The organism is Streptococcus sanguinis (genome assembly GCF_026781265.1).
In the GTDB taxonomy this organism is placed as follows: domain Bacteria; phylum Bacillota; class Bacilli; order Lactobacillales; family Streptococcaceae; genus Streptococcus; species Streptococcus sanguinis_T.
The window spans coordinates 1-21706 of the sequence record NZ_JAKUVC010000010.1 but is presented as its reverse complement, the minus strand read 5'-3'; the positions used below and the strand labels follow the sequence as shown (position 1 = coordinate 21706).

At 36.0% G+C, this 21706-nt stretch carries 21 protein-coding genes and 5 tRNA genes; 18 read left to right on the top strand and 8 right to left on the bottom strand.

Annotated features, from left to right (window positions below):
- Nucleotides 1–69: 69 nt before the first annotated feature.
- The 7 genes from MK370_RS10115 to rlmH form a co-directional block, all read right to left on the bottom strand.
- Nucleotides 70–143, bottom strand: a tRNA-Asn gene (locus tag MK370_RS10115).
- A gap of 5 nt (nucleotides 144–148) precedes the next feature.
- A tRNA-Glu gene (locus tag MK370_RS10110) sits at nucleotides 149–220 on the bottom strand.
- Nucleotides 221–265: 45 nt separating this feature from the next.
- Nucleotides 266–1030 (bottom strand): competence system response regulator transcription factor ComE, encoded by a 765-nt coding sequence (gene comE / locus MK370_RS10105; RefSeq protein WP_268685140.1) that lies wholly within the window; start codon nucleotides 1028–1030, stop codon nucleotides 266–268.
- Between the two features lie 5 nt (nucleotides 1031–1035).
- A complete protein-coding gene (gene comD / locus MK370_RS10100) occupies nucleotides 1036–2370 on the bottom strand; it encodes a competence system sensor histidine kinase ComD (RefSeq protein ID WP_268685139.1) in 1335 nt (444 codons plus the stop codon).
- A gap of 27 nt (nucleotides 2371–2397) precedes the next feature.
- The gene (locus tag MK370_RS10095; protein WP_002894290.1) at nucleotides 2398–2505 is read right to left on the bottom strand and encodes a hypothetical protein; all 108 of its coding nucleotides are present in this window, start codon (nucleotides 2503–2505) and stop codon (nucleotides 2398–2400) included.
- A gap of 181 nt (nucleotides 2506–2686) precedes the next feature.
- Nucleotides 2687–2760, bottom strand: a tRNA-Arg gene (locus tag MK370_RS10090).
- Between the two features lie 42 nt (nucleotides 2761–2802).
- Complete coding sequence (rlmH, locus tag MK370_RS10085; protein ID WP_268685138.1) at nucleotides 2803–3282, bottom strand: 23S rRNA (pseudouridine(1915)-N(3))-methyltransferase RlmH; 480 nt, start codon at nucleotides 3280–3282, stop codon at nucleotides 2803–2805.
- A gap of 203 nt (nucleotides 3283–3485) precedes the next feature.
- Here rlmH and MK370_RS10080 point away from each other — a divergent pair, with 203 nt between their 5' ends.
- The 5 genes from MK370_RS10080 (at nucleotide 3486) to MK370_RS10060 (ending at nucleotide 8665) form a co-directional block, all read left to right on the top strand.
- The gene (locus tag MK370_RS10080) at nucleotides 3486–4658 is read left to right on the top strand and encodes a S1C family serine protease (RefSeq protein WP_268685137.1); all 1173 of its coding nucleotides are present in this window, start codon (nucleotides 3486–3488) and stop codon (nucleotides 4656–4658) included.
- Between the two features lie 63 nt (nucleotides 4659–4721).
- Nucleotides 4722–5483: a ParB/RepB/Spo0J family partition protein gene (locus MK370_RS10075; RefSeq protein ID WP_268685136.1), complete on the top strand. Its 762-nt coding sequence runs from the start codon at nucleotides 4722–4724 to the stop codon at nucleotides 5481–5483.
- Between the two features lie 213 nt (nucleotides 5484–5696).
- Nucleotides 5697–7049, top strand: a complete 1353-nt coding sequence (dnaA, locus tag MK370_RS10070) for a chromosomal replication initiator protein DnaA (protein WP_268685135.1) — start codon at nucleotides 5697–5699, stop codon at nucleotides 7047–7049.
- 158 nt (nucleotides 7050–7207) lie between these two features.
- Nucleotides 7208–8344, top strand: coding sequence for a DNA polymerase III subunit beta (dnaN, locus tag MK370_RS10065; protein WP_268685134.1), 1137 nt, complete (start codon nucleotides 7208–7210; stop codon nucleotides 8342–8344).
- 126 nt (nucleotides 8345–8470) lie between these two features.
- The gene (locus MK370_RS10060; RefSeq protein WP_049552985.1) at nucleotides 8471–8665 is read left to right on the top strand and encodes a DUF951 domain-containing protein; all 195 of its coding nucleotides are present in this window, start codon (nucleotides 8471–8473) and stop codon (nucleotides 8663–8665) included.
- A gap of 125 nt (nucleotides 8666–8790) precedes the next feature.
- Here the strand turns inward: MK370_RS10060 and MK370_RS10055 are convergent, their stop codons facing one another.
- Nucleotides 8791–9282, bottom strand: coding sequence for a DUF1307 domain-containing protein (locus MK370_RS10055; protein WP_268685133.1), 492 nt, complete (start codon nucleotides 9280–9282; stop codon nucleotides 8791–8793).
- 165 nt (nucleotides 9283–9447) lie between these two features.
- Here MK370_RS10055 and ychF point away from each other — a divergent pair, with 165 nt between their 5' ends.
- The 13 genes from ychF to MK370_RS09990 all read left to right on the top strand — a co-directional run bounded on the left by ychF (nucleotide 9448) and on the right by MK370_RS09990 (nucleotide 21600).
- Entirely contained in the window at nucleotides 9448–10563 is a 1116-nt protein-coding gene (gene ychF / locus MK370_RS10050) for a redox-regulated ATPase YchF (RefSeq protein WP_268685132.1), read from the top strand.
- Between the two features lie 72 nt (nucleotides 10564–10635).
- Nucleotides 10636–11205, top strand: coding sequence for an aminoacyl-tRNA hydrolase (pth, locus tag MK370_RS10045; RefSeq protein ID WP_268685131.1), 570 nt, complete (start codon nucleotides 10636–10638; stop codon nucleotides 11203–11205).
- A complete protein-coding gene (mfd, locus tag MK370_RS10040; protein WP_268685130.1) occupies nucleotides 11198–14701 on the top strand; it encodes a transcription-repair coupling factor in 3504 nt (1167 codons plus the stop codon). Before pth ends, mfd begins: the two co-directional genes overlap by 8 nt.
- Nucleotides 14702–14791: 90 nt before the next feature.
- The gene (locus MK370_RS10035) at nucleotides 14792–15058 is read left to right on the top strand and encodes an RNA-binding S4 domain-containing protein (RefSeq protein WP_002894302.1); all 267 of its coding nucleotides are present in this window, start codon (nucleotides 14792–14794) and stop codon (nucleotides 15056–15058) included.
- Nucleotides 15051–15419 carry a septum formation initiator family protein gene (locus tag MK370_RS10030; RefSeq protein WP_268685129.1) on the top strand — a complete coding sequence of 123 codons (369 nt, stop codon included), beginning with the start codon at nucleotides 15051–15053 and terminating at the stop codon, nucleotides 15417–15419. The genes MK370_RS10035 and MK370_RS10030 overlap by 8 nt, the downstream gene beginning before the upstream one ends.
- Before the next feature lie 2 nt (nucleotides 15420–15421).
- On the top strand, nucleotides 15422–15550 hold the full coding sequence (locus MK370_RS10025) for an SP_0009 family protein (RefSeq protein WP_268685128.1): 129 nt from the start codon (nucleotides 15422–15424) through the stop codon (nucleotides 15548–15550).
- Complete coding sequence (locus tag MK370_RS10020) at nucleotides 15543–16826, top strand: serine hydrolase (RefSeq protein ID WP_268685127.1); 1284 nt, start codon at nucleotides 15543–15545, stop codon at nucleotides 16824–16826. Before MK370_RS10025 ends, MK370_RS10020 begins: the two co-directional genes overlap by 8 nt.
- Complete coding sequence (gene tilS, locus MK370_RS10015) at nucleotides 16823–18100, top strand: tRNA lysidine(34) synthetase TilS (protein ID WP_268685126.1); 1278 nt, start codon at nucleotides 16823–16825, stop codon at nucleotides 18098–18100. The genes MK370_RS10020 and tilS overlap by 4 nt, the downstream gene beginning before the upstream one ends.
- A 4-nt stretch (nucleotides 18101–18104) precedes the next feature.
- Entirely contained in the window at nucleotides 18105–18647 is a 543-nt protein-coding gene (gene hpt, locus MK370_RS10010) for a hypoxanthine phosphoribosyltransferase (RefSeq protein WP_268685225.1), read from the top strand.
- 18 nt (nucleotides 18648–18665) lie between these two features.
- Entirely contained in the window at nucleotides 18666–20645 is a 1980-nt protein-coding gene (gene ftsH, locus MK370_RS10005; protein ID WP_268685125.1) for an ATP-dependent zinc metalloprotease FtsH, read from the top strand.
- A 105-nt stretch (nucleotides 20646–20750) separates the two neighbouring features.
- Nucleotides 20751–20822 (top strand) — tRNA-Glu (locus MK370_RS10000).
- A 5-nt stretch (nucleotides 20823–20827) separates the two neighbouring features.
- Nucleotides 20828–20901, top strand: a tRNA-Asn gene (locus MK370_RS09995).
- Nucleotides 20902–21114: 213 nt separating this feature from the next.
- Complete coding sequence (locus MK370_RS09990) at nucleotides 21115–21600, top strand: sigma-70 family RNA polymerase sigma factor (RefSeq protein ID WP_002894314.1); 486 nt, start codon at nucleotides 21115–21117, stop codon at nucleotides 21598–21600.
- Nucleotides 21601–21706 lie beyond the last annotated feature (106 nt).

The window sequence follows — 21706 nt, the reverse complement described above, 5'->3', positions numbered from 1 at the left end:
TTCATTAAAATGCTAGTGAAGGCCTTTTCTTAAACAATAAAAAAAAACACCCACTAGGAGTGTCTCTAGCTCCGGCAGTAGGACTCGAACCTACGACATCATGATTAACAGTCATGCGCTACTACCAACTGAGCTATGCCGGATAATATAGTCCGTACGGGATTCGAACCCGTGTTACCGCCGTGAAAAGGCGGTGTCTTAACCCCTTGACCAACGGACCATATGGTATGCTCTATTTCAGAACATATTCCATTATATCAGGTTTTTAAGCTTTGTCAACTCTTTTCCCTTTATTTTCGAAAATATCTTTCAGATACTTCACTCTTAAACGAGTGACCGGACAGCGATGATTTTCGTAAAAAATAATTTCTCGATTTTTCTTGTCATAATCAACAATGTTGCCAATATTAACCAGATAAGATTTATGTGGTGAAAAAAATCGTTTAGATTGCTGATCTTTTTCTTGAATATCTGTTATCGTTCCATAAAACTCCTTGAGAAAATTTTTACCGACAATCCGAAGTTTATGAGAGCTCCCTGTCGTTTCGATATACAAAATATCGTTATAAGGCATTCGAACATCATTGCCACGATAACTATATTCAAAATAATCTACCATATTGGTATTTTCAATTAGTGTACTCTTAGTGTAAAGAATACTGTCTTTGATTCTATTTTTAAAAGCATCATTGTTGATATCTTTATCGATAAAATCAAGTGCTGATACTTTATATTTAAAAGTCATAGTAGCAAATTCAGATTTTGAAGTTACAAAAACTATAATGGCATAAGGATTATGATGACGGATAAATTGAGCTACTTCCAGCCCTTTTGTTTCCTCCCCCTTAATGTCAATATCCAAAAAATAAAGCTGGTTAACGTCTCCATTTTCAATATATTTTTTGAATTCTTTGATTTTTCCTGTAACCTGAACTTGGATGTCAATTCTAAGTTCCTCAGCAATTTCTGCTAATGTCATTTCCATCCTGACTTGATGAGATACGGTATCCTCTAAAACTAACACTTTCATAAATTCTATCTCCTAATTGTTAAAATCTGTGTAAAATTGCTTGGCTCAATTTGTGTATCAAGAGTGATAAATTCATACCTATCTAAAATTTCCTTGATGTTATTCAATCCATAGCCTCTATTTTCTCCTTTAGTTGAAAATTCCAGCTGATAGAGTTCTTCCAAATCCAATTTTCCTTCTTTACGAGAATTTTGAACAACAAAAATGGTTCTATCATCCAGTTGAACCAGAGAAACATGGACAATTTTTTCCAGGCTGTCAATGGCACTCTCAATAGCATTATTTAATAAAATACTAGCAATTCTGACCAGATCTAACAACTTGATTGGAAGGCGTTCCACTTTATCCTTAACTTCAAAAGTCAGCTGAATCTGATGTTCACGCGCTTGAAAGATTGTCTCAGTCATGACACTTCTTAAAGCTGAATCTCCTACATTATTCAAATCAAAAACTGTATATTTATCTGAACGCAGGTTCAAGTTTGCATCAGCCAAGACCTCTTGATAAATGTGCTCAATTTCCTTGATATCTCCAGTTTGAATAGCAACTTGCATACTTGTCAGCATGCTAGCATAATCATGACGAAATCCTTTGATTTCATAGTACAATCTCACAATTTCATCAGTATATTCCTGAAGTCGAAGCTGCTCAGATTCTTTTTGACGCAAACGCTCTTCTTTCTCGTATTTCTCACGGCTGTCCTTGAATGTCACCAAGGTAGAAAGAAAGGCCAAGAAACAAATAGTAGCAATCATACTGCTAAAACTGTTGAAATGATTTATATTACTAATCCAGTGAGAGAGATTTAAAATCAGCCAATTCATTGCATATAAACTACTAATCATTAGAATCTGAGATTTAAAGAAACTTCTTTTAAGATAATCTATTCTGAAATCAAAAATATCGATAACCTTTACCATAAAGAACAAGGATATTAAGTTGATACATGTCAGAAACAAGCCCATGTACTGAGCTACAAAATCATCTCCTAAAACAGATGAAATAATAACTGAAAAGAAAGTAGTAGAACTATCAATTGACAGACATAAAAAGAAGGAAAGTAAGAAAGATTGATATTTTTTAATTTTTTCAACTCTACAAAAATACCAAACTAAAAATAGAGGGAGAAAAAATGACAGTGTATATGATGGAATTGTGCTAGAAAATGAAAATATGTGTCCTAAAAAAGCAATTATAAACGGAACTATAATCTCAAGACCAAAGCAAACAGCTACAAAAAAGCGAGTATGCTTAATTTTAGTTATTTTTGATAAAATCACTAAAAATGAAGCTACATTAATAAAAGGATGAATAATTAATCCAATTATTTCAAGTGACATAAATTTCTCCTCTAAACTTTAAAATTCTTATCTTCCAAAAATCCAACCCCATGGATTTGGAACACCTCTTAAATCCCAAAAGGTTTGAACAAGTGAATTGCTATTTGCAGCAATTTGAAAAGAATAGATTTTCATAACTATCTCCTATCTTTTTATCTTGTAAGTCACCTTACATTTATCATTATAGAAAAATAGAAAGAGTTAGTGAAAATTTTCCCTGAAATGTCATTTTTTATCCCCAAAATGACATTATACCAAAAAAATAGAAGAAAAAAACACGAAATATTGTAAAATATTTCGCATTTTTTTGCCTTTCTGATCTCAGCAGGATTCGAACCTGCGACCGTTCGCTTAGAAGGCGAATGCTCTATCCAGCTGAGCTATGAGACCAATACCATCTCATTCTATCAGAAAATAGGGTTGCCGTCAAGATTACTTATGATAAGGACTCCCCTGCTGAATCATAAAAGCTCGATAAATTTGCTCTATTAAAACAAGGCGCATCAGTTGATGAGGTAGCGTTAATTTGCCAAAACTCATCAGAAGATTTGCCCGTTTTTTTACAGTAGGAGATAAACCTAAACTTCCGCCGATAACAAAAGTGATATCAGAAAAACCACGTACTGTCGCATCCATCATGAGTTGACTAAATTTTTCTGATGGAAATTGCTTTCCTTCAATTGCTAAAACAATAACAAATTCACGCTCATTGATTTTAGCCAGAATTTTATTTCCTTCTTTTTCAAGAATCTGCTGATTTTCTAAATCACTAGCTTTATCAGGTGTTTTTTCATCCGCTAGCTCAATCATTTCCACCTTGCAGAATCGATTGAGACGCTTCATGTATTCAGCAATTCCATCCTTTAAATATTTTTCTTTCAGTTTTCCAACTGTTACAAGTTTTATTTTCATAAGTTTATTCTATCATATTCATCTATACTTCACACTTTATTAACAAGTAAAATTTATCTGGGAATCGGCCAATCTGTGTATTTTCTAATGCCTATCAACAGTTTTTCTAAGTTTTCCACAAGGTGTGGAAAACTTAAAGAATTTAAGTTATAATTAAGTTTAGCTAACTATAATTTCATCAATTGTAATTCAAGGAGGAAAACATGAAAAACTCTTCAAATGCCATCAAAAAAACTTTATTGCTTTTTGCAGTATTAATTGTAGGTTTTATCGGCGGAAGTTTAGGAAATTATGTTACTACATTAGTAACTTCACGTGTAAAAATGAATGGAAATTCAACAACTAGTGTATCTAATTCATATAAAAACTCTACAGACATTTCAAAAGCTGTGAAAAAGGTTCAAAATGCCGTTGTTTCAGTAATTACTTATGCTAATTCATCTCGTGGCTTCATAAATGATGAAACGAACACAGATGAGTCTCAAATTTCTAGTGAAGGTTCTGGCGTAATCTATAAAAAAGAAGGAAAGAATGCTTATTTAGTAACAAATACTCATGTTTTAAACGGATCAACTAATGTGGATATTCTACTAGCTGATGGTAGTAAGACACCAGGAGAAGTAGTTGGTTCTGATGTTTACTCTGATATTTCTGTTGTTAAAATTAGTTCTGAAAAAGTGACTGATGTCGCAGAGTTTGGAGATTCTAAATCTCTGACAGTTGGTGAAACAGCTATCGCTATCGGAAGTCCTCTTGGAACAGAATATGCTAACTCTGTTACACAAGGAATCATCTCTAGTCTAGGTAGAAACGTTACGTTACAATCTGAAAATGGAGAAAATATTTCAACAACTGCACTGCAAACAGATGCTGCAATCAATCCTGGTAACTCTGGCGGCCCATTAATTAACATCCAAGGACAAGTTGTTGGGATTACTTCAAGTAAAATTTCAACAAATGGTCAAACCTCTGTTGAAGGGATGGGATTTGCAATACCATCTAATGATGTCGTAAGTATTATAAATCAGCTTGAGAAAAATGGAACAGTTACTAGACCAGCATTAGGTATTCAAATGTTAGATTTAGCAAACGTAACTTCATCAGATTTATCCAAACTTAATTTACCTGCTAAAGTAAAATCAGGTGTTCTAGTTCGATCAGTTCAAGAGGGGATGCCTGCTGATAATAAGCTTTTAAAATATGACGTCATTACGAAAATTGATGATTCAGATATTGAATCTACAATTGATTTACAATCTGCACTATATAAACATGACATTGGAGATGAGATTGAAGTTACATACTATCGTAATGGCCGAATTGATAAAACAAAAATCAAACTCACTAAATCAACAAAAGAACTAAGCTCAAATTAACCTATTTACAAGATTGTCAACACACCTTTACACAATCGTAAAGGTGTGTTATTCTATATACAAATGGAAAACTTTCAATATATTGCACTTAAAGATATTCGAACCAACCCTTATCAGCCTCGTAAAGAGTTCTCACAAAAAAAGATTGAAGAATTAGCAGCATCAATCAAAGAAAATGGTCTCATTCAGCCAATCATTCTTCGGAAATCTTCGCTTTTTGGTTATGAAATTTTAGCAGGAGAACGGAGATTTAGAGCTGCCTCTTTTCTTGACCTAGAAACGATCCCAGCTATCGTCAAAGAATTATCTGATGATGACATGCTGAAACAGGCCATTATCGAAAATCTTCAAAGAGAAGACTTGAATCCTATAGAAGAAGCTGAGTCTTATCAAAATTTGATTGACAAAGGCTTGACACATGATGAAATTGCTAAAATCATGGGAAAATCTAGACCCTATATCAGCAATATTGTCAGACTTTTACAATTATCCAAAGAAGTTCGTCAAGCTATCAAGGAAGAAGAGATATCTCAAGGACATGCTCGCCTGCTAGTCCCCTTAAAAGAAGAAGAACAGTTACTATGGCTGGAAAAGATCTGTCGAGAAGATTTATCAGTTCGAGCAGTTGAAAAGCTTCTCCAGCAAAAAAAGATTCTCAAAAAGAAACCTAATAAGGAACTGTTTGCTAAATCTGAAGAGGAAAAAATTAAAAAAATTCTCGGTCTGGAAGTTTCTATTCAGTTAAAAAGCCAGAGTAAAGGAAAGCTAATTATTCCTTTTGAAAGCGAAGAAGAATATCAAAGAATTATAAACAGTTTTAAATAAAACTGTTATTTTCTTTTTTAAAAATAACAAGATTATCCACTGTTAAATCAATTAGAAAGCCCATTAAAATAAGAAATTTAAACTTTATTCACATTCTGTGGATAACTTCAGCTAACAATGTGAATTCTTTTTCAGTTCTTGTGGAAAACTTTGAACCTTTATGATAAAATAAGATGCGTATAAATCAGAAAATTATAGAAAAGGAGGGAAGTTATGACCAAAGAACAGGACTTTTGGAATCGTATTTTAGAATTGGCTCATGCTCAGCTAAAACAGACAACTTATGATTTCTTTGTTGCTGAAGCCAAGCTTATCACAGTTGAAGAAAAACAAGCTGTTATTTTCCTGGATAGTCCAGTAAAACAATTATTTTGGGAGCAAAACTTAGTAGGAGTTATTCTTACTGCAGGATTTGAGATTTTTAATGATCAGATTGCTGGAAAGTATATTTTTGAAGAAGAAACTAACATTGATACACCTAAATCTGCAGTAACCAGTCCTCAAATCAGCACTGTTCAGCCAAGCTTGCCACCTATTGATACTGGCTTAAAGTCAAAATATACCTTTGACAATTTTGTTCAGGGAGACGGAAATATCTGGGCTAAAGCTGCTGCCTTGGCGGTATCTGAGAATCTAGCCACAACCTATAATCCTCTTTTTATCTACGGAGGGCCTGGCCTGGGCAAAACTCATTTATTAAATGCTATTGGCAATCAGATTTTAGAAAATATTCCAGATGCGCGTGTCAAGTATATACCGGCTGAAACCTTTATTAACGACTTCCTCGAACATTTAAGATTGGGAGAAATGGATAGCTTTAAAAAAATCTATCGTAGTCTGGATCTTCTGCTGATTGATGACATTCAATCTTTGGGAGGAAAAAAAGTTTCAACTCAGGAAGAATTTTTCAACACTTTCAATGCTCTTCATGGTGAAAATAAACAGATTGTTTTAACCAGCGACCGCAGTCCTGATCATCTTGACAATTTAGAAGAACGCTTGGTAACACGTTTCAAATGGGGATTAACTCAGAATATTACACCGCCAGATTTTGAAACACGAATTGCAATTCTGCGAAACAAAATTGAAGATTTGGATTATATTTTCCCGAATGATACCTTGGAATATCTTGCGGGACAGTTCGACTCCAATGTCCGCGACTTGGAAGGCGCTTTGAATGACATCAGTCTCATCGCTAGAGTTCGTCATCTGAAGGAAATCACTATTGATATCGCTGCAGAGGCTATTCGAGCACGCAAGCAGGATTCAAGCCAGGTGACAGTTATCCCGATTGATAAGATTCAGTCTGAAGTTGGGAAATTCTATGGTGTTAGTGTCAAAGAGATGAAAGGAAGCCGTCGAGTACAAAATATAGTTTTAGCTAGACAGGTAGCTATGTATCTGACTCGTGAACTGACTGACAACAGTCTGCCTAAAATTGGTCGTGAATTTGGCGGGAAAGATCATACGACTGTTATCCATGCGCATGGAAAAATCAAAACTATGATTGAATCAGATGACAATTTACGTTTAGAAATTGAAAGCATCAAGAATAAAATTAAATAGCGTGTGGAAAACTACAGAATTTTTTCAAAACTTATCCACACTTTGTGAACAAGTCTCAAAACTTGTTAGAATAAGGACTAAGCTATTTTTCCACAGAATTCACATAAACTACTATTACTATTAATCTTATAATCATAAATAAATAAAAAGGAGATCCCATGATTCATTTTTCTATTAATAAAAATCTCTTCTTACAAGCGTTAAATACCACTAAAAGGGCTATCAGTCATAAAAATGCAATTCCTATTCTTTCTACTGTAAAAATCGATGTTACCAAAGAAGGAATCACTTTAATCGGATCGAATGGACAAGTGTCGATTGAAAACTTTATTTCTACTCAAAATGAAAATGCAGGCTTGCTTGTCAACTCAACAGGTTCAATTTTATTAGAAGCGACTTTCTTTATTAATGTTGTTTCTAGCCTGCCAGATATTATTTTGGATTTTAAAGAAATTGAACAAAAACAAATCGTTTTGACTAGCGGCAAATCAGAGATTACCCTGAAAGGAAAAGACGCTGACCAGTATCCACGAATCCAGGAAATTTCTGTCAGCAATCCCTTGGTTCTTGAAACAAAAATTCTCAAAGATGTCATTAACGAAACAGCCTTTGCAGCCAGTGTTCAGGAAAGCCGTCCAATTTTAACTGGTGTTCACTTTGTTTTGACAGATAACCGTTCTTTGAAGACTGTTGCGACAGACTCCCACAGAATGAGTCAAAAGAAAATTACTCTGGAGAAAAATGGAGATAATTTCGACGTAGTCATTCCAAGTCGCTCTTTACGGGAATTTACGGCTGTTTTTACCGATGAAATTGAAACGGTAGAGGTTTTCTTTGCTAACAATCAAATTCTTTTCAGAAGCGAAAATATCAGCTTCTACACCCGCCTATTAGAAGGCAATTATCCAGATACAGATCGCTTGATTCCGACTGAATTTACAAGTGTCCTTACTTTCAATACTTCTGATTTGCGTGCAGCGATGGAACGTGCTCGTCTCTTGTCTAATGCCACACAGAATGGAACAGTTAAACTGGAGATTGCAGGCGGTATTGTCAGTGCCCATGTAAATTCACCAGAGGTTGGCCGTGTTAACGAAGAAATTGATACAGAAAGTGTAACTGGCGAAGATTTGACTATTAGCTTTAATCCAACTTATTTGATTGATGCTTTGAAGGCTATTGACAGTGAAAAAGTAACGATTAGTTTTATCTCATCCGTTCGTCCTTTCACCTTGGTACCGAGTGAAGATACAGAAAACTTTATTCAGCTGATTACACCTGTCAGAACTAATTAAGATGAAAAGCAGTGGGCCAAGTTACAGATTTTTAATTCTTGGTCCTAAGCTCTTTTCATTTACAAAGCATGATAGATGCTTAATATTTCTTCCTGGACTATGATAGTTCCTTGAAAGGAGAAAAAAATGTATGAAATTGGTCATTTTGTAGAAATGAAAAAGCCCCATGCCTGCACAATTAAATCGACTGGGAAAAAGGCGAATCGCTGGGAAATCACAAGGGTTGGTGCAGATATCAAAATCCGTTGCACCAATTGTGAACATCTTGTGATGATGAGTCGTCACGATTTTGAAAGAAAAATGAAGAAAATAATTGATTAGACGAAAAGTCATTGTAAATGCTATTGTGGAAAACTAATTTGCATTGCTGAAGATTAGATTTAGATTTTTTTCTTATTTTTCAATCAAAAATGGATAGGACTTTCTAGGTCCTATCCATTTTACTTTTATTTAAGATCTTCAAATTTACCGTCTTTAACTTCTTTATAACCTGCTTTTTCGAGTAATTTAGCAGTTTCTTTGTAACTGATATAATCTGCTTTTTGATTGCCAGATGTTTGAAGAAGCTGTTTACTTTGTAGTTCTTCAATATCAGCTTTGCTGAAATCGATTGTCAGTTTTTCTGTTAAATAATCATCTTTGTACTCGATTTTATGAGTTAATCCTTTGATACCCTCAATAGATTTAGCATAAGCTTCTGTTTGCTCTTTAGCAGTGTCTTTTGTCAAGCCAACTGGTTTATAGTAGAAGGTGTTGTTTGTTTCGTTTGTAAGCAGCTCATCACCTTTGTATTCAACAGTGATGCGACTATCCTGCTTAGTATTTTTGTCAATCAGCTGGAAATAAGCTTTTTTAGGACTGCTGCAGGCAGCTAAAACAAACAAAGCGGAAACCGCAAGGAAAGAAAGAAAAAGTGTTTTGAAAGTATTCTTTTTCATTAGGAACTCCTTTAATAAGAATATTAGCTATATTATACCATTTTTTTCTTCAATTTATTTTACATTTCTGTAAAGAAAGCTAGAAAAATAACTCAAATCCGCTGTTTAGGATAAGGATTTATGGTATAATGGTTTGGATTGAAAAGATGAATGGAGAAGATAAGAATGGCTTTGACAGCAGGAATCGTTGGTTTACCCAATGTTGGTAAGTCAACTTTATTTAATGCAATTACAAAAGCAGGTGCAGAAGCAGCTAATTACCCTTTTGCGACAATTGATCCAAATGTAGGGCGGGTAGAAGTTCCGGATGCACGTTTGGATAAATTAACAGAACTTATCAAACCACAGAAGAAAGTTCCAACAACCTTCGAATTTACTGACATTGCTGGAATTGTGAAAGGTGCTTCAAAAGGAGAAGGGCTAGGGAATAAATTTTTGGCCAATATCCGTGAAGTAGATGCTATCGTTCATGTAGTACGTGCCTTTGATGATGAAAATGTTATGCGGGAACAGGGGCGTGAGTCTGAATTTGTAGATCCAATGGCAGATATTGAGACCATTAATCTAGAATTGATTTTAGCAGACTTAGAAAGTATTAATAAACGTTATGCGCGTGTAGAGAAGATGGCTCGTACCCAAAAAGATAAGGATTCAGTGGCAGAATTTAATGTTTTACAGAAAATTAAGCCTGTCTTGGAAGATGGTCTGTCAGCTCGCACAATTGAATTCACAGAAGAAGAGCAAAAAATTGTCAAAGGGCTCTTTCTCTTAACGACTAAGCCAGTTCTCTATGTGGCCAATGTCAGTGAAGATGAGGTGGCCAATCCAGATAATATTGACTATGTGAAGCAGATTCGTGAATTTGCAGCTACAGAAAATGCTGAAGTTGTTGTCATTTCAGCGCGTGCAGAGGAAGAAATTTCTGAATTGGACGATGAAGATAAGTCAGAATTTCTGGAAGCTATCGGCTTGACAGAATCAGGTGTGGATAAACTGACCAGAGCAGCTTATCATCTGTTGGGACTTGGAACCTACTTTACAGCTGGTGAAAAGGAAGTGCGTGCTTGGACCTTTAAGCGTGGAATGAAAGCTCCGCAAGCAGCTGGCATTATTCACTCAGACTTTGAAAAAGGCTTTATTCGAGCAGTGACTATGTCTTATGATGACCTAGTGCACTATGGCAGCGAAAAAGCAGTTAAAGAGGCTGGACGTTTGCGCGAAGAAGGAAAAGAATATATCGTTCAAGATGGCGATATTATGGAATTTAGATTTAATGTGTAAAGTATTTGTAAAGTCTAAAAATTCTAGGTTGGAAATTTTTTCCAGCCCTTTTGGCTTTTATAAAGGAGAAAAATGGTAAAGTTAATAGTTGGTCTGGGAAATCCAGGAGAAAAATATATTGAAACCAAACATAATGTTGGTTTTATGCTAGTTGACAAGTTCTGTAAAGATCTTGATTTAAATTTCACAACTGATAAAATCTTTCAAGCAGATATTGCCTCTACTTTTCTAAATGGTGAAAAAGTCTATTTTGTAAAACCAACTACATTTATGAATGAGAGCGGAAAGGCCGTTCAAGCTTTACTGGCATACTATGGTTTAGATATAGAGGATTTATTGGTCATCTATGATGATTTGGATATGGAAGTTGGTAAGATTCGTTTGCGCAGCAAGGGTTCAGCTGGTGGTCATAACGGTATTAAATCTATTATCAAACACATTGGAAGTCAAGAGTTTAAACGGATAAAGATAGGTATTGGCCGTCCAAAAGAAGGTGTGACAGTGGTTCACCATGTTCTAGGAAAATTTGATAAAGATGATTATATAACGATTCTGAATACTCTTGATAAGGTTGACAATGCTGTAAATTATTATTTACAGTCAGGCAATTTTGAACAAACAATGCAGAAATACAATGGATAATAAAATGAACCTGATTGACTTATTTTGTCAAAACCAGCAAATTTCAGATTGGAAGAAAAATCTCCATAAAAGCAGCAGACAGTTGATAATGGGATTGTCTGCATCAACAAAAGCAATTACTATAGCGGCTGGATTAGAAGAAGCGGATAAAATCCTTGCGCTAACTTCTAGTCAAAATGAAGCAGATCGTTTGGCTAGTGATTTGATTTCTTTGTTGGGAGAAGACAAGGTCTATACTTTCTTAGCAGATGATACTCCTATAGCAGAATTTGTTTTTGCCTCACAGGAAAAAATATTTTCCAGATTAGATGCTCTGAACTTTTTAATAGATCATCAAAAGTCTGGAATTCTAGTTACTAATGTTGCAGCTAGCAAATTACTCTTGCCTGATCCAATTGATTTTAAAAAAATCAACATAAATTTGACAGTTGGACAAGAATATGACCTAAATAATCTTGTAAAGATGTTGTTAAGATCAGGATACAAGAAGGTATCCCAAGTTTTAAGCCAAGGAGAATATAGTCTAAGAGGAGATATCTTAGACATTTTTGAGCGCTCGGCAGACTCTCCCTATCGACTGGAGTTTTTTGGCGATGAAATTGATGGTATTCGGATTTTCAATCCAGAAAATCAAACTTCAACTGAGAATATAGAAAGTATTTTGATTAAACCTGCTTCTGATATCCTGCTTTCTGAGAAAGATTATGCTCGAGGACGAGAAAATCTGGAAGCTATTTTAGAAAAAGCTGTTGATCCTGCTTTGAAATCTTACTTAGAAGAGTTACTAATCAGTGCCAAAGAGGAGTTTCATCATGCAGATATTCGTAAATTCCTTTCCTATTTTTATCAGAAAGAGTGGACTATTTTAGACTATTTACCTGTTCATAGCCCTGTGTTTTTTGATGATTTTCAAAAAATTGTGGATCGACATGCTCAATTTGAACTGGAAACAGCTAGTTTGTTGACAGATGATTTACAAAATTGTAAAGCTTTATCAAGTCAAAAATATTTTGCAGATAAGTACCAAGATTATCGTCAATATAAACCAGCAACTTTCTTTTCAAGCTTTCAAAAAGGTTTGGGAAATTTGAAATTTGATACTTTGTATCAATTCAATCAGTATCCAATGCAAGAATTTTTCAGTCAGTTTCCCTTGCTTAAGGAAGAAATTAATCGTTACAAAAAATCTGGCTATACAATAATCTTACAAGCAAATTCTTCGGCAGGTTTACAAAGTTTACATAAAAATTTACAGGAATATGATATTCATTTAGACTATATAAAAGAGGCTGAGATTCACAAAATTGCAGTTCAGCTTATAGGAGGAAATCTTGTTCAGGGTTTTAATTTCGTAGATGAGAAAATTGTTCTTATTACAGAGTACGAAATTATTCACAAGAAAATAAAACGAAAAATCCGGCGACAGAATATCTCAAATGCCGAACGACTGAAAGATTATAATGAGCTAGAAAAAGGGGATTATGTTGTCCATAATATTCATGGGATAGGACGTTATCTGGGGATTGAAACGATTGAAATCTCTGGTGTCCACCGTGATTATCTAACGATTCAATATCAAAACTCTGATCGTATTTCGATTCCAGTTGACCAGATTGATCTCCTATCAAAATATGTTGCCAGCGATGGAAAAACACCTAAGGTAAATAAGCTAAATGACGGTCGTTTCCAGAAGAGTAAGCAAAAAGTTCAGCATCAGGTTCAGGATATTGCGGATGATTTGATTAAACTATATGCTGAACGCAGCCAGCTAAAAGGTTTTGCTTTCTCAGCGGATGATTCCAATCAAGATGAATTTGATAATGATTTTCCTTATGTTGAAACAGAGGACCAACTAAGAAGTATTCAGGAAGTGAAGAAGGATATGGAAAGCAGTCGTCCGATGGATCGGCTCTTAGTTGGTGATGTCGGCTTTGGGAAAACAGAAGTAGCTATGCGGGCTGCTTTTAAGGCTGTCAATAATCATAAACAAGTAGCTGTATTAGTTCCAACAACGGTTTTAGCCCAGCAACACTATACTAACTTTAAAGAACGCTTTAATGATTTTGCGGTCAATGTCGAGGTACTCAGCCGTTTCAGGAGTAAGGCAGAACAAAAACAGACCCTGGAGAAGCTGCAGAAGGGACAAGTTGACATTATCATTGGAACCCACCGACTCTTATCCAAAGATGTAGAATTTGCAGATTTAGGTTTGATCATCATTGATGAGGAGCAGCGTTTTGGAGTTAAGCACAAGGAAACATTAAAGGAATTGAAAAAGAAAGTTGATGTCCTAACCTTGACAGCAACTCCTATTCCTCGAACTCTTCATATGTCTATGCTGGGTATCCGAGATTTGTCAGTCATTGAGACCCCGCCAACCAATCGCTATCCTGTTCAGACCTATGTTTTAGAAAGTAATCCTACAGTGATTCGAGAAGCTGTCTTACGTGAAATAGACCGAGGTGGACAGGTTTACTACCTTTACAATAAGGTTGACACAATCGAACAGAAGGTTTCAGAGTTAAGAGAGTTAATCCCAGAAGCTTCTATAGGTTATGTTCATGGCCAAATGAGTGAAATTCGTTTAGAAAATACGTTACTGGATTTCATCAATGGAGAATATGATATTTTGGTGACCACTACCATTATTGAAACTGGAGTTGATATCCCAAATGCCAATACTTTGTTTGTAGAAAATGCTGACCATATGGGGCTGTCAACCTTGTATCAACTTCGTGGACGAGTTGGCCGCAGCAATCGGATTGCCTACGCTTATCTGATGTACAGACCAGATAAGATCCTCACAGAAGTTTCTGAAAAGCGTCTAGAGGCTATTAAAGGATTTACAGAGTTAGGTTCTGGTTTTAAGATTGCCATGCGAGATTTATCTATTCGGGGTGCTGGCAATATTCTAGGAAGTATGCAATCTGGCTTTATTGATTCTGTTGGTTTTGAGATGTATTCACAGCTTCTAGAAGAAGCCATTGCTAAAAAACAGGGGAGAGAAAACAAGCGTCAAAAAAGCAATGCAGAACTTAATCTGCATATTGATGCCTATCTTCCTAGTGCCTATATTTCTGATGAAAGACAGAAGATTGAAATTTACAAGAGAATTCGTGAGATTGACAGTCGTGTAAACTATGAAAATCTACAAGATGAATTGATTGATCGCTTTGGGGAGTATCCTGATGTTGTAGCCTATCTGTTGGAGATTGGACTTGCTAAGTCTTATTTAGATCAGGCTTTTGTAAAGTCAGTGGAACGCCAGCAGAATGCAGTAATTATTCATTTTGAGAAAATTTCGCAGCAGCTTTATCTGACGCAGGATTATTTTGAAGCACTTTCGATGACGAATTTAAAGGCTCGAATTGGCGAAAAAAATGGCTTGATTGAAGTGATTTTTGATGTGAAGAACAAAAAAGATTATGAGATTTTAGAAGGTCTGGTTAATTTTGGAGAAAAGATGCTGGAAATTAAACAGCGCAAGGCAGAATAAAGGTTACAATTCAGTAAAGTTTGGCTTTTTAAGCTCTATTTTTCTCAAAAAATGGTAGAATAATAAATTAAGAGAAAATGAGGTAATAGGATGAGATTAGATAAATATTTGAAAGTGTCACGGATTATCAAGCGACGTCCAGTAGCTAAAGAAGTAGCTGACAAGGGTCGGATAAAGGTGAATGGTATCTTGGCCAAGAGCTCAACAGATTTGAAAGTGGATGACTTGGTTGAAGTACGCTTTGGTAATAAACTCTTGACTGTAAAGGTTTTAGAGATGAAAGACAGTACCAAAAAAGAAGATGCAGCTAAGATGTATGAAATCGTCAGTGAAACAAGGATAGAAGAAGATGCCTAAAAATATCGTTCAACTCAATAATCGTTTTATTCAAGATGAAAATCAACGCCGCAGATATGTGGATCAGGAACGGCGGAAACGCAACCGTTTTATGGGCTGGGTTCTGATTTTGGTTATCCTCTTATTTATTCTACCTACCTATAATTTATACCATAGTTATCAAACCTTGCTGCAGCGTCGTGAACAGTATTCTAAACTTCAGGAGAAATATCAAGCGCTCAGCGAAGAAAAGGTCTATCAATCTGATATAGCAGCCAAATTAAAAGATGATAGCTATGCTGCTAAGTATGCACGCGCTAAATACTCTTTTTCAAAAGAGGGTGAGTACATTTATACTATCCCAGATTTATTGCCGCAGTAGTTATGGAAGATTTACTAAAAACAATTGAGCAGTTCTTGACCTTTTCAGATGAGAAATTGGAAGAACTGGCTGAAAAAAATCAAGCTTTGAAACTTCAAGAAAATCAAGAGGAAAGGGGAAAACATGCGTAAGCTTTTGTTACTGATATTTTTGCTGCCAGCTTTATTTAGCAGTATCACAGTTATTAGTACCGAAAAAGATTTCGTATTAGACGAGGAAGAAAAATATCATTTTACAAGCACTACGTATGGACGCTATTATGATAGCATCCCGACAAATCCTAATGTTTATGAAGAAACTCCTACATTTACAGATTCTACTCTGAGTAAGACTGCTGGAAAGCTAGTTCCAGACCAGCCTATTCAAATAGCAGGATTTTATGTAAATGAAGAAGAAGTTCCGATTTTCAAGCTGAAAAATGGGCAGTTTGTAATAGCGGATAAAAATACAATTTACGAAGATACTGTTCAATCAATCGAAGATGTTCATCAGGAAATGTGGCTGAAACCTGGCTTCATTCTCTATGATAAAGTCAATATCAACGGAGCTAAAAAAGTCAATACAACATTAGCTCCATATACAAAAGTGACGATTGTTCAAATTGTCCAGACTGTCAAAGGAACTTATGCCCAGGTTGATGGACAGGGCTGGGTCTCTATGGAATTTCTGGATGAGACTGATAATCGAATGGACAAAGTTCAAGAAATTTTGAGTAGCAAATATAATAAGGCTGACTATTCCATCTATGTAAAACAGCTGGACACAGGCAAAGAAGCTGGAATCAATCAAGATCAAGAGATGTATTCGGCCAGTGTGACCAAACTGCCTTATCTTTACTATGTGCAGGAACAGCTGGATCAGAAAAAACTTTCCTTAGATCAGAAGTTCAAGTATATTGGAGCAGTCAATGATTTTGCTGGTGCTTACGAACCAGAAGGAAGTGGCAGCATTGCTAAGTCAGCTGATGATAAGGAATATTCGGTTCAGGATTTGATAAATCGAGTGGCCAAAGAATCAGATAATGTCGCCCACAATATTTTAGGCTATTATGCGACCAATCAATCTGATAAAAATTTTCAGCAGACTATCAACAAAATAGTTGGAAAGAAATGGGATGTGGAAGAAAGACAAGCATCTTCACGTATGGCTGGAAATGTTTTGGAAGCTATCTATGAGCAAAATGGCATGATTATCGATGCCTTGTCTCAGACAAATTATGATAATCAGCGGATTTCTAAAAATATTGACGCTAAAGTGGCCCATAAAATTGGCGACGCCTATGATTTCAAGCATGATGCTGCGATTGTTTATACAGATTCTCCTTTTATCATTGTCATTTTTACTAATAATTCAACCTACGATAATATTTCTCAGATAGCAGACGATGTCTATGGAGTCCTGAAATGATTAAGCAAGAATTTCTAAAAAAAATGCAGGAGAAAAAGTATTTCCAAGACCATCGAAAAGTTTTGGTTGCTGTATCAGGTGGACTGGATTCTATGACGCTACTGCAGCTGTTGATTGATTCTCAAAAAGAACTGGATATTGAGCTTGCGATTGCTCATGTCAACCACAAACAGCGGCCAGAGTCAGATCAAGAAGAAAAGGCATTAGTAAAGATTGCGGAAGAGCTTGGTGTAAAGATTTTTACATCAAGTTTTTCTGGTAATTTTTCAGAAAATGCTGCTCGGCAGTTCCGTTATGATTTTTTCAGAAAAGTGATGCAAGAGGAGCACTATACAGCTTTGGTAACTGCCCACCACGCAGATGATCAAGCTGAGACTGTTTTTATGCGGCTGCTGCGTGGAGCTAGACTTCGTCATCTGTCCGGCATGAAAGCTGTCCAGTCTTTTGCTTGCGGGGAGCTGATTCGTCCTTTGCTTGCTTTTCATAAGTCAGACTTTCCAGATATTCAGCATTTTGAAGATAGCAGTAATTTTCAAAATGACTATCTCAGAAATCGAATTCGCAATCTTTATCTGCCGGATCTAGAAAAAGAAAATCCACAATTTAAGGATTCTTTGCGGTATCTGGGAAAGGAAATCGAAGATTGGCAGACTGCTTTGTCTTACTTGACCAGAGATTTAGATATAGAAAATGTCCAAGTTTTTCATCAGCAAATCCCTCAGGTTCAACGTTTTCTATTGCAGAACTATCTCGAAAACTTTCCTGGTCTGAATCTGAGCAAGCAGCAGTTTGAGGAAGTTTTAAACATCCTGCGGACTAAGGCCAATTATCAGCACACTTTGAAAAAAGACTATGAGCTTGTTAAAGATTACCAGCGTTTTGAAATTAAAAAAATCAGTCGTAAGCCCGATTTAAAAATGGATTCAATTTTGTTAGAATTTGAGAATCTGATTGAGTTTGGGCATTATCGATTTTCATTCGGGATTCCTTTGAGTGGTGAAAATATCCAGAAAATTTTTGTTTCGCGTGAAACTTCGCTGACACTCCGCTTCCGAAAAGAGGGAGACAGTATTTTGCTGAATGATCATCACAAGAAACTTCGTCGTCTTTTTATTGATAAGAAGGTTTCCTTTGAAGTACGGAATTCATCTGTAATAGTGGAACAAAATCATCAAATTTTAGCAATCTTAAATATTGCTATCAGTGATTTGAGTAAGGCATTAAAAAGTGATATAATGAGTACTGTACTTTATATTCAGAAAATAGATGGGTAAAATTATGCTAGAACAAGATATCAAAAAAATATTGATTTCCCATGAAGAAATCGTGGATGCTGCAAAAAAGCTTGGTCAGCAATTAACCAAAGACTACCAAGGTAAGAATCCAATTTTTGTTGGAATCTTAAAAGGTTCCGTACCTTTTATGGCTGAGCTAATAAAGCATATTGACACACATATTGAGCTTGATTTTATGTTGGTCTCCAGCTACCATGGAGGTACTACCAGCTCAGGTGTCATTAATGTTATTAAAGACATTGATCAAGACATCACAGGACGTGATATCCTATTTGTTGAGGATATTATTGATACTGGTCAGACTTTGAAAAATCTGTGCAATTTGTTTAAGGAAAGAAATGCTGCATCAGTTAAAATTGCTACACTTTTGGATAAACCAGAAGGCCGTGTTGTTGAAATCAATGCAGATTATACATGTTTCACAATTCCAAATGAATTTGTTGTTGGATATGGATTAGATTACAATGAAAACTATCGTAATATTCCATATATTGGTATTTTAAAAGAAGAAGTTTATACAAAATAAAAGGTTTACTATTAATAGATGAAAAATAAGCAAAATAATGGTTTTATAAAAAATCCATTTCTCTATATTCTGATTATTGTTGTCCTAGTGACAGGGTTTCAGTATTTCTTCTCAGGAGATACTGGCGGTCGCAGTCAGCAAATCAATTACACAGAATTAGTGAAGGGAATTAAGGAAAATAATGTCACAGAGATGAGCTACCAGCCAAATGGCAGCGTCGTTGAGATTTCAGGTACATACAAAACACCTCAGGAATCGAAAGAAGATACAGGGATTTTATTTTTCACTCCAAACGTTTCTAAAGTAGAGAGATTTACAAGTATTATTTTACCGTCAGATATTACAATTTCTGATTTACAAAAATTAGCTTCTGAGCATAACACTGAAATCAGCATAAAGCGCGAAAGTTCAAGCGGAATGTGGATTACAATCCTCACTTCCATCGTTCCTTTTGTAATTGTCATCTTCTTCTTTATGTCCATGATGAATCAAGGTGGCGGCGGTGGTGCCCGCGGTGCCATGAATTTTGGCCGCAATAAAGCGCGAGCAGCTAACAAAGAAGATATCAAGGTTCGTTTCTCAGATGTAGCTGGTGCCGAGGAAGAGAAACAAGAACTTGTAGAAGTCGTTGAGTTTTTGAAAGATCGGAAACGCTACACCAAGTTAGGTGCTCGTATTCCTGCCGGTGTCCTTCTAGAAGGCCCTCCAGGAACTGGTAAAACCCTTCTTGCTAAGGCAGTTGCTGGGGAAGCTGGAGTTCCTTTCTTCAGTATCTCAGGTTCTGACTTTGTAGAAATGTTTGTTGGGGTTGGAGCAAGCCGTGTCCGTTCTTTATTTGAAGATGCGAAAAAAGCAGCCCCTGCCATTATCTTCATTGATGAAATCGATGCAGTCGGTCGTCAGCGTGGTGTTGGCCTTGGCGGTGGTAACGATGAGCGTGAGCAAACCCTTAATCAGCTCTTGATTGAAATGGATGGTTTCGAAGGCAATGAAGGAATCATTATTATTGCGGCTACTAACCGTTCGGATGTATTAGATCCAGCCTTGCTGCGTGCTGGCCGTTTTGACAGAAAAGTCTTGGTGGGTCGTCCTGATGTGAAAGGTCGGGAAGCTATCCTTCGCGTCCATGCTAAGAATAAGCCGCTGGCTAAAAATGTTGATTTAAAACTAGTTGCTCAGCAGACACCAGGTTTTGTTGGTGCTGATTTGGAAAATGTCTTGAATGAAGCTGCTTTGGTTGCTGCCCGTCGTAACAAGAAAGTCATTGATGCCGATGATATTGATGAAGCAGAAGACAGAGTAATCGCAGGACCTTCTAAGAAAGATAAAACGGTGTCCGAACGCGATCGTCAAATGGTTGCTTATCATGAAGCCGGACATACTATTGTTGGTTTGGTATTGTCAAATGCGCGTGTCGTACATAAGGTAACCATCGTACCTCGTGGACGTGCTGGTGGCTATATGATTGCCTTGCCTAAGGAAGACCAAATGCTTCTATCTAAAGAAGATATGAAAGAGCAATTAGCTGGTCTTATGGGTGGCCGTGTGGCTGAAGAGATTATCTTTAATGTTCAAACAACAGGTGCTTCTAATGACTTTGAACAGGCAACTCAGATGGCCCGCAGTATGGTAACGGAATATGGAATGAGCGAAAAACTTGGTCCGGTTCAATACGAGGGCAATCATGCTATGTTTGGTGCAGCCAGTCCTCAAAAATCAATTTCAGAACAGACTGCATATGAGATTGACGAAGAAGTAAGAGAACTTCTTAATGAAGCTCGTAACAAAGCTGCAGAGATTATCCAGTCCCATCGCGAAACCCATAAATTGATTGCTGAAGCGCTTCTTAAATATGAAACTTTGGATAGCAATCAGATTAAATCATTGTATGAAACTGGCAAAATGCCAGAAGAGTCTGAACTTGAATTAGATAAAGAAGCTCATGCACTTTCTTATGATGAAATTAAAACGAAAATGGAAGAAAAAAGTTCCGAGTAAAAGAAGTTGGAGAAACTCCAACTTTTTTCTCTTTTTCTGAAATAATTATTGACAAAGGAAGAAAAGCTGATATAATGGAATATGTTCTGCAGAAGGACAAGAAATGGTCCGTTGGTCAAGGGGTTAAGACACCGCCTTTTCACGGCGGTAACACGGGTTCGAATCCCGTACGGACTATATAATCCGCCATAGCTCAGTTGGTAGTAGCGCATGACTGTTAATCATGATGTCGTAGGTTCGAGTCCTACTGGCGGAGCTAGGTTTAAAAAATCAAATGTGTAAGCATTTGATTTTTTTCTTGCTTTCATACTTCGCACAATCCTCCCAAATGACTAAATATGTGCCTGAAATGACTTAAAAATAGTTATTCGAGTCAGAAGAGCTCCAGAAAGATGCTTTTTAGAAGAAAGAGTCCACCTTGCTTTCTATTTACAGTAGAATTAAATCAAGTAAATTTTAAGGAGGAACTATGGATTTTAGAACTACTTATGAAAAGGTGAAATGGATAGTTTGGAAGTGTAAGAAAGATTACTATATACACTTGTGGGAACATAGCGATTGGGAGCAAGAAGGGATGTTAGTTTTATACGAACTTTTGCTTAAAGAAAAAGGAATTGAAAATGATGAGGAAAAACTCTATCGATATTTCAAAACAAAATTCAGGAATCATATACATGATAAAATTCGTAAACAAGAAAGCCAAAAGCGCAAATTGGACCGCCAACCTTATGAAGAAGTGAGTGAGATTGGTCATCGACTAAAATCAAAAGAATTGTTTCTAGATGAGTTAGTTGCCTTCAGAGAAGCGATTGACAATTATAAAAGAACTCTTGATGATGTTGGATTGGATAATTATCAGAGGTTGATGAGCAACGAGCGCTTTAAAGGAAGAAGAGCCATGCTTAAAGATTTAAAAAATCACTTGAAAGATTTTCAAGATAATACGATTTTATAATAATCAAGCTTGATGAGTCGCTATCTGTTTTAATGTAACAGGTTCGACTATCAAGTTTTTTTATTAAATAAAAATAAAAAAATATTAGAAAAGGTATTGACAGGGT

Excerpts from the sequence above, each read along its gene's own strand:
- ychF (WP_268685132.1), top strand. The coding sequence starts at position 9,448 with ATGGCTTTGACAGCAGGAATCGTTGGTTTACCCAATGTTGGTAAGTCA.
- MK370_RS10060 (WP_049552985.1), top strand. The coding sequence starts at position 8,471 with ATGTATGAAATTGGTCATTTTGTAGAAATGAAAAAGCCCCATGCCTGC.
- MK370_RS10055 (WP_268685133.1), bottom strand. The coding sequence starts at position 9,282 with ATGAAAAAGAATACTTTCAAAACACTTTTTCTTTCTTTCCTTGCGGTT.
- MK370_RS10075 (WP_268685136.1), top strand. The coding sequence starts at position 4,722 with ATGGAAAACTTTCAATATATTGCACTTAAAGATATTCGAACCAACCCT.
- rlmH (WP_268685138.1), bottom strand. The coding sequence starts at position 3,282 with ATGAAAATAAAACTTGTAACAGTTGGAAAACTGAAAGAAAAATATTTA.
- mfd (WP_268685130.1), top strand. The coding sequence starts at position 11,198 with ATGGATAATAAAATGAACCTGATTGACTTATTTTGTCAAAACCAGCAA.
- MK370_RS10025 (WP_268685128.1), top strand. The coding sequence starts at position 15,422 with ATGGAAGATTTACTAAAAACAATTGAGCAGTTCTTGACCTTTTCAGAT.
- MK370_RS10030 (WP_268685129.1), top strand. The coding sequence starts at position 15,051 with ATGCCTAAAAATATCGTTCAACTCAATAATCGTTTTATTCAAGATGAA.
- MK370_RS09990 (WP_002894314.1), top strand. The coding sequence starts at position 21,115 with ATGGATTTTAGAACTACTTATGAAAAGGTGAAATGGATAGTTTGGAAG.
- comE (WP_268685140.1), bottom strand. The coding sequence starts at position 1,030 with ATGAAAGTGTTAGTTTTAGAGGATACCGTATCTCATCAAGTCAGGATG.
- hpt (WP_268685225.1), top strand. The coding sequence starts at position 18,105 with ATGCTAGAACAAGATATCAAAAAAATATTGATTTCCCATGAAGAAATC.
- tilS (WP_268685126.1), top strand. The coding sequence starts at position 16,823 with ATGATTAAGCAAGAATTTCTAAAAAAAATGCAGGAGAAAAAGTATTTC.
- dnaN (WP_268685134.1), top strand. The coding sequence starts at position 7,208 with ATGATTCATTTTTCTATTAATAAAAATCTCTTCTTACAAGCGTTAAAT.
- MK370_RS10020 (WP_268685127.1), top strand. The coding sequence starts at position 15,543 with ATGCGTAAGCTTTTGTTACTGATATTTTTGCTGCCAGCTTTATTTAGC.
- MK370_RS10080 (WP_268685137.1), top strand. The coding sequence starts at position 3,486 with ATGAAAAACTCTTCAAATGCCATCAAAAAAACTTTATTGCTTTTTGCA.
- ftsH (WP_268685125.1), top strand. The coding sequence starts at position 18,666 with ATGAAAAATAAGCAAAATAATGGTTTTATAAAAAATCCATTTCTCTAT.
- MK370_RS10035 (WP_002894302.1), top strand. The coding sequence starts at position 14,792 with ATGAGATTAGATAAATATTTGAAAGTGTCACGGATTATCAAGCGACGT.
- comD (WP_268685139.1), bottom strand. The coding sequence starts at position 2,370 with ATGTCACTTGAAATAATTGGATTAATTATTCATCCTTTTATTAATGTA.
- MK370_RS10095 (WP_002894290.1), bottom strand. The coding sequence starts at position 2,505 with ATGAAAATCTATTCTTTTCAAATTGCTGCAAATAGCAATTCACTTGTT.
- pth (WP_268685131.1), top strand. The coding sequence starts at position 10,636 with ATGGTAAAGTTAATAGTTGGTCTGGGAAATCCAGGAGAAAAATATATT.
- dnaA (WP_268685135.1), top strand. The coding sequence starts at position 5,697 with ATGACCAAAGAACAGGACTTTTGGAATCGTATTTTAGAATTGGCTCAT.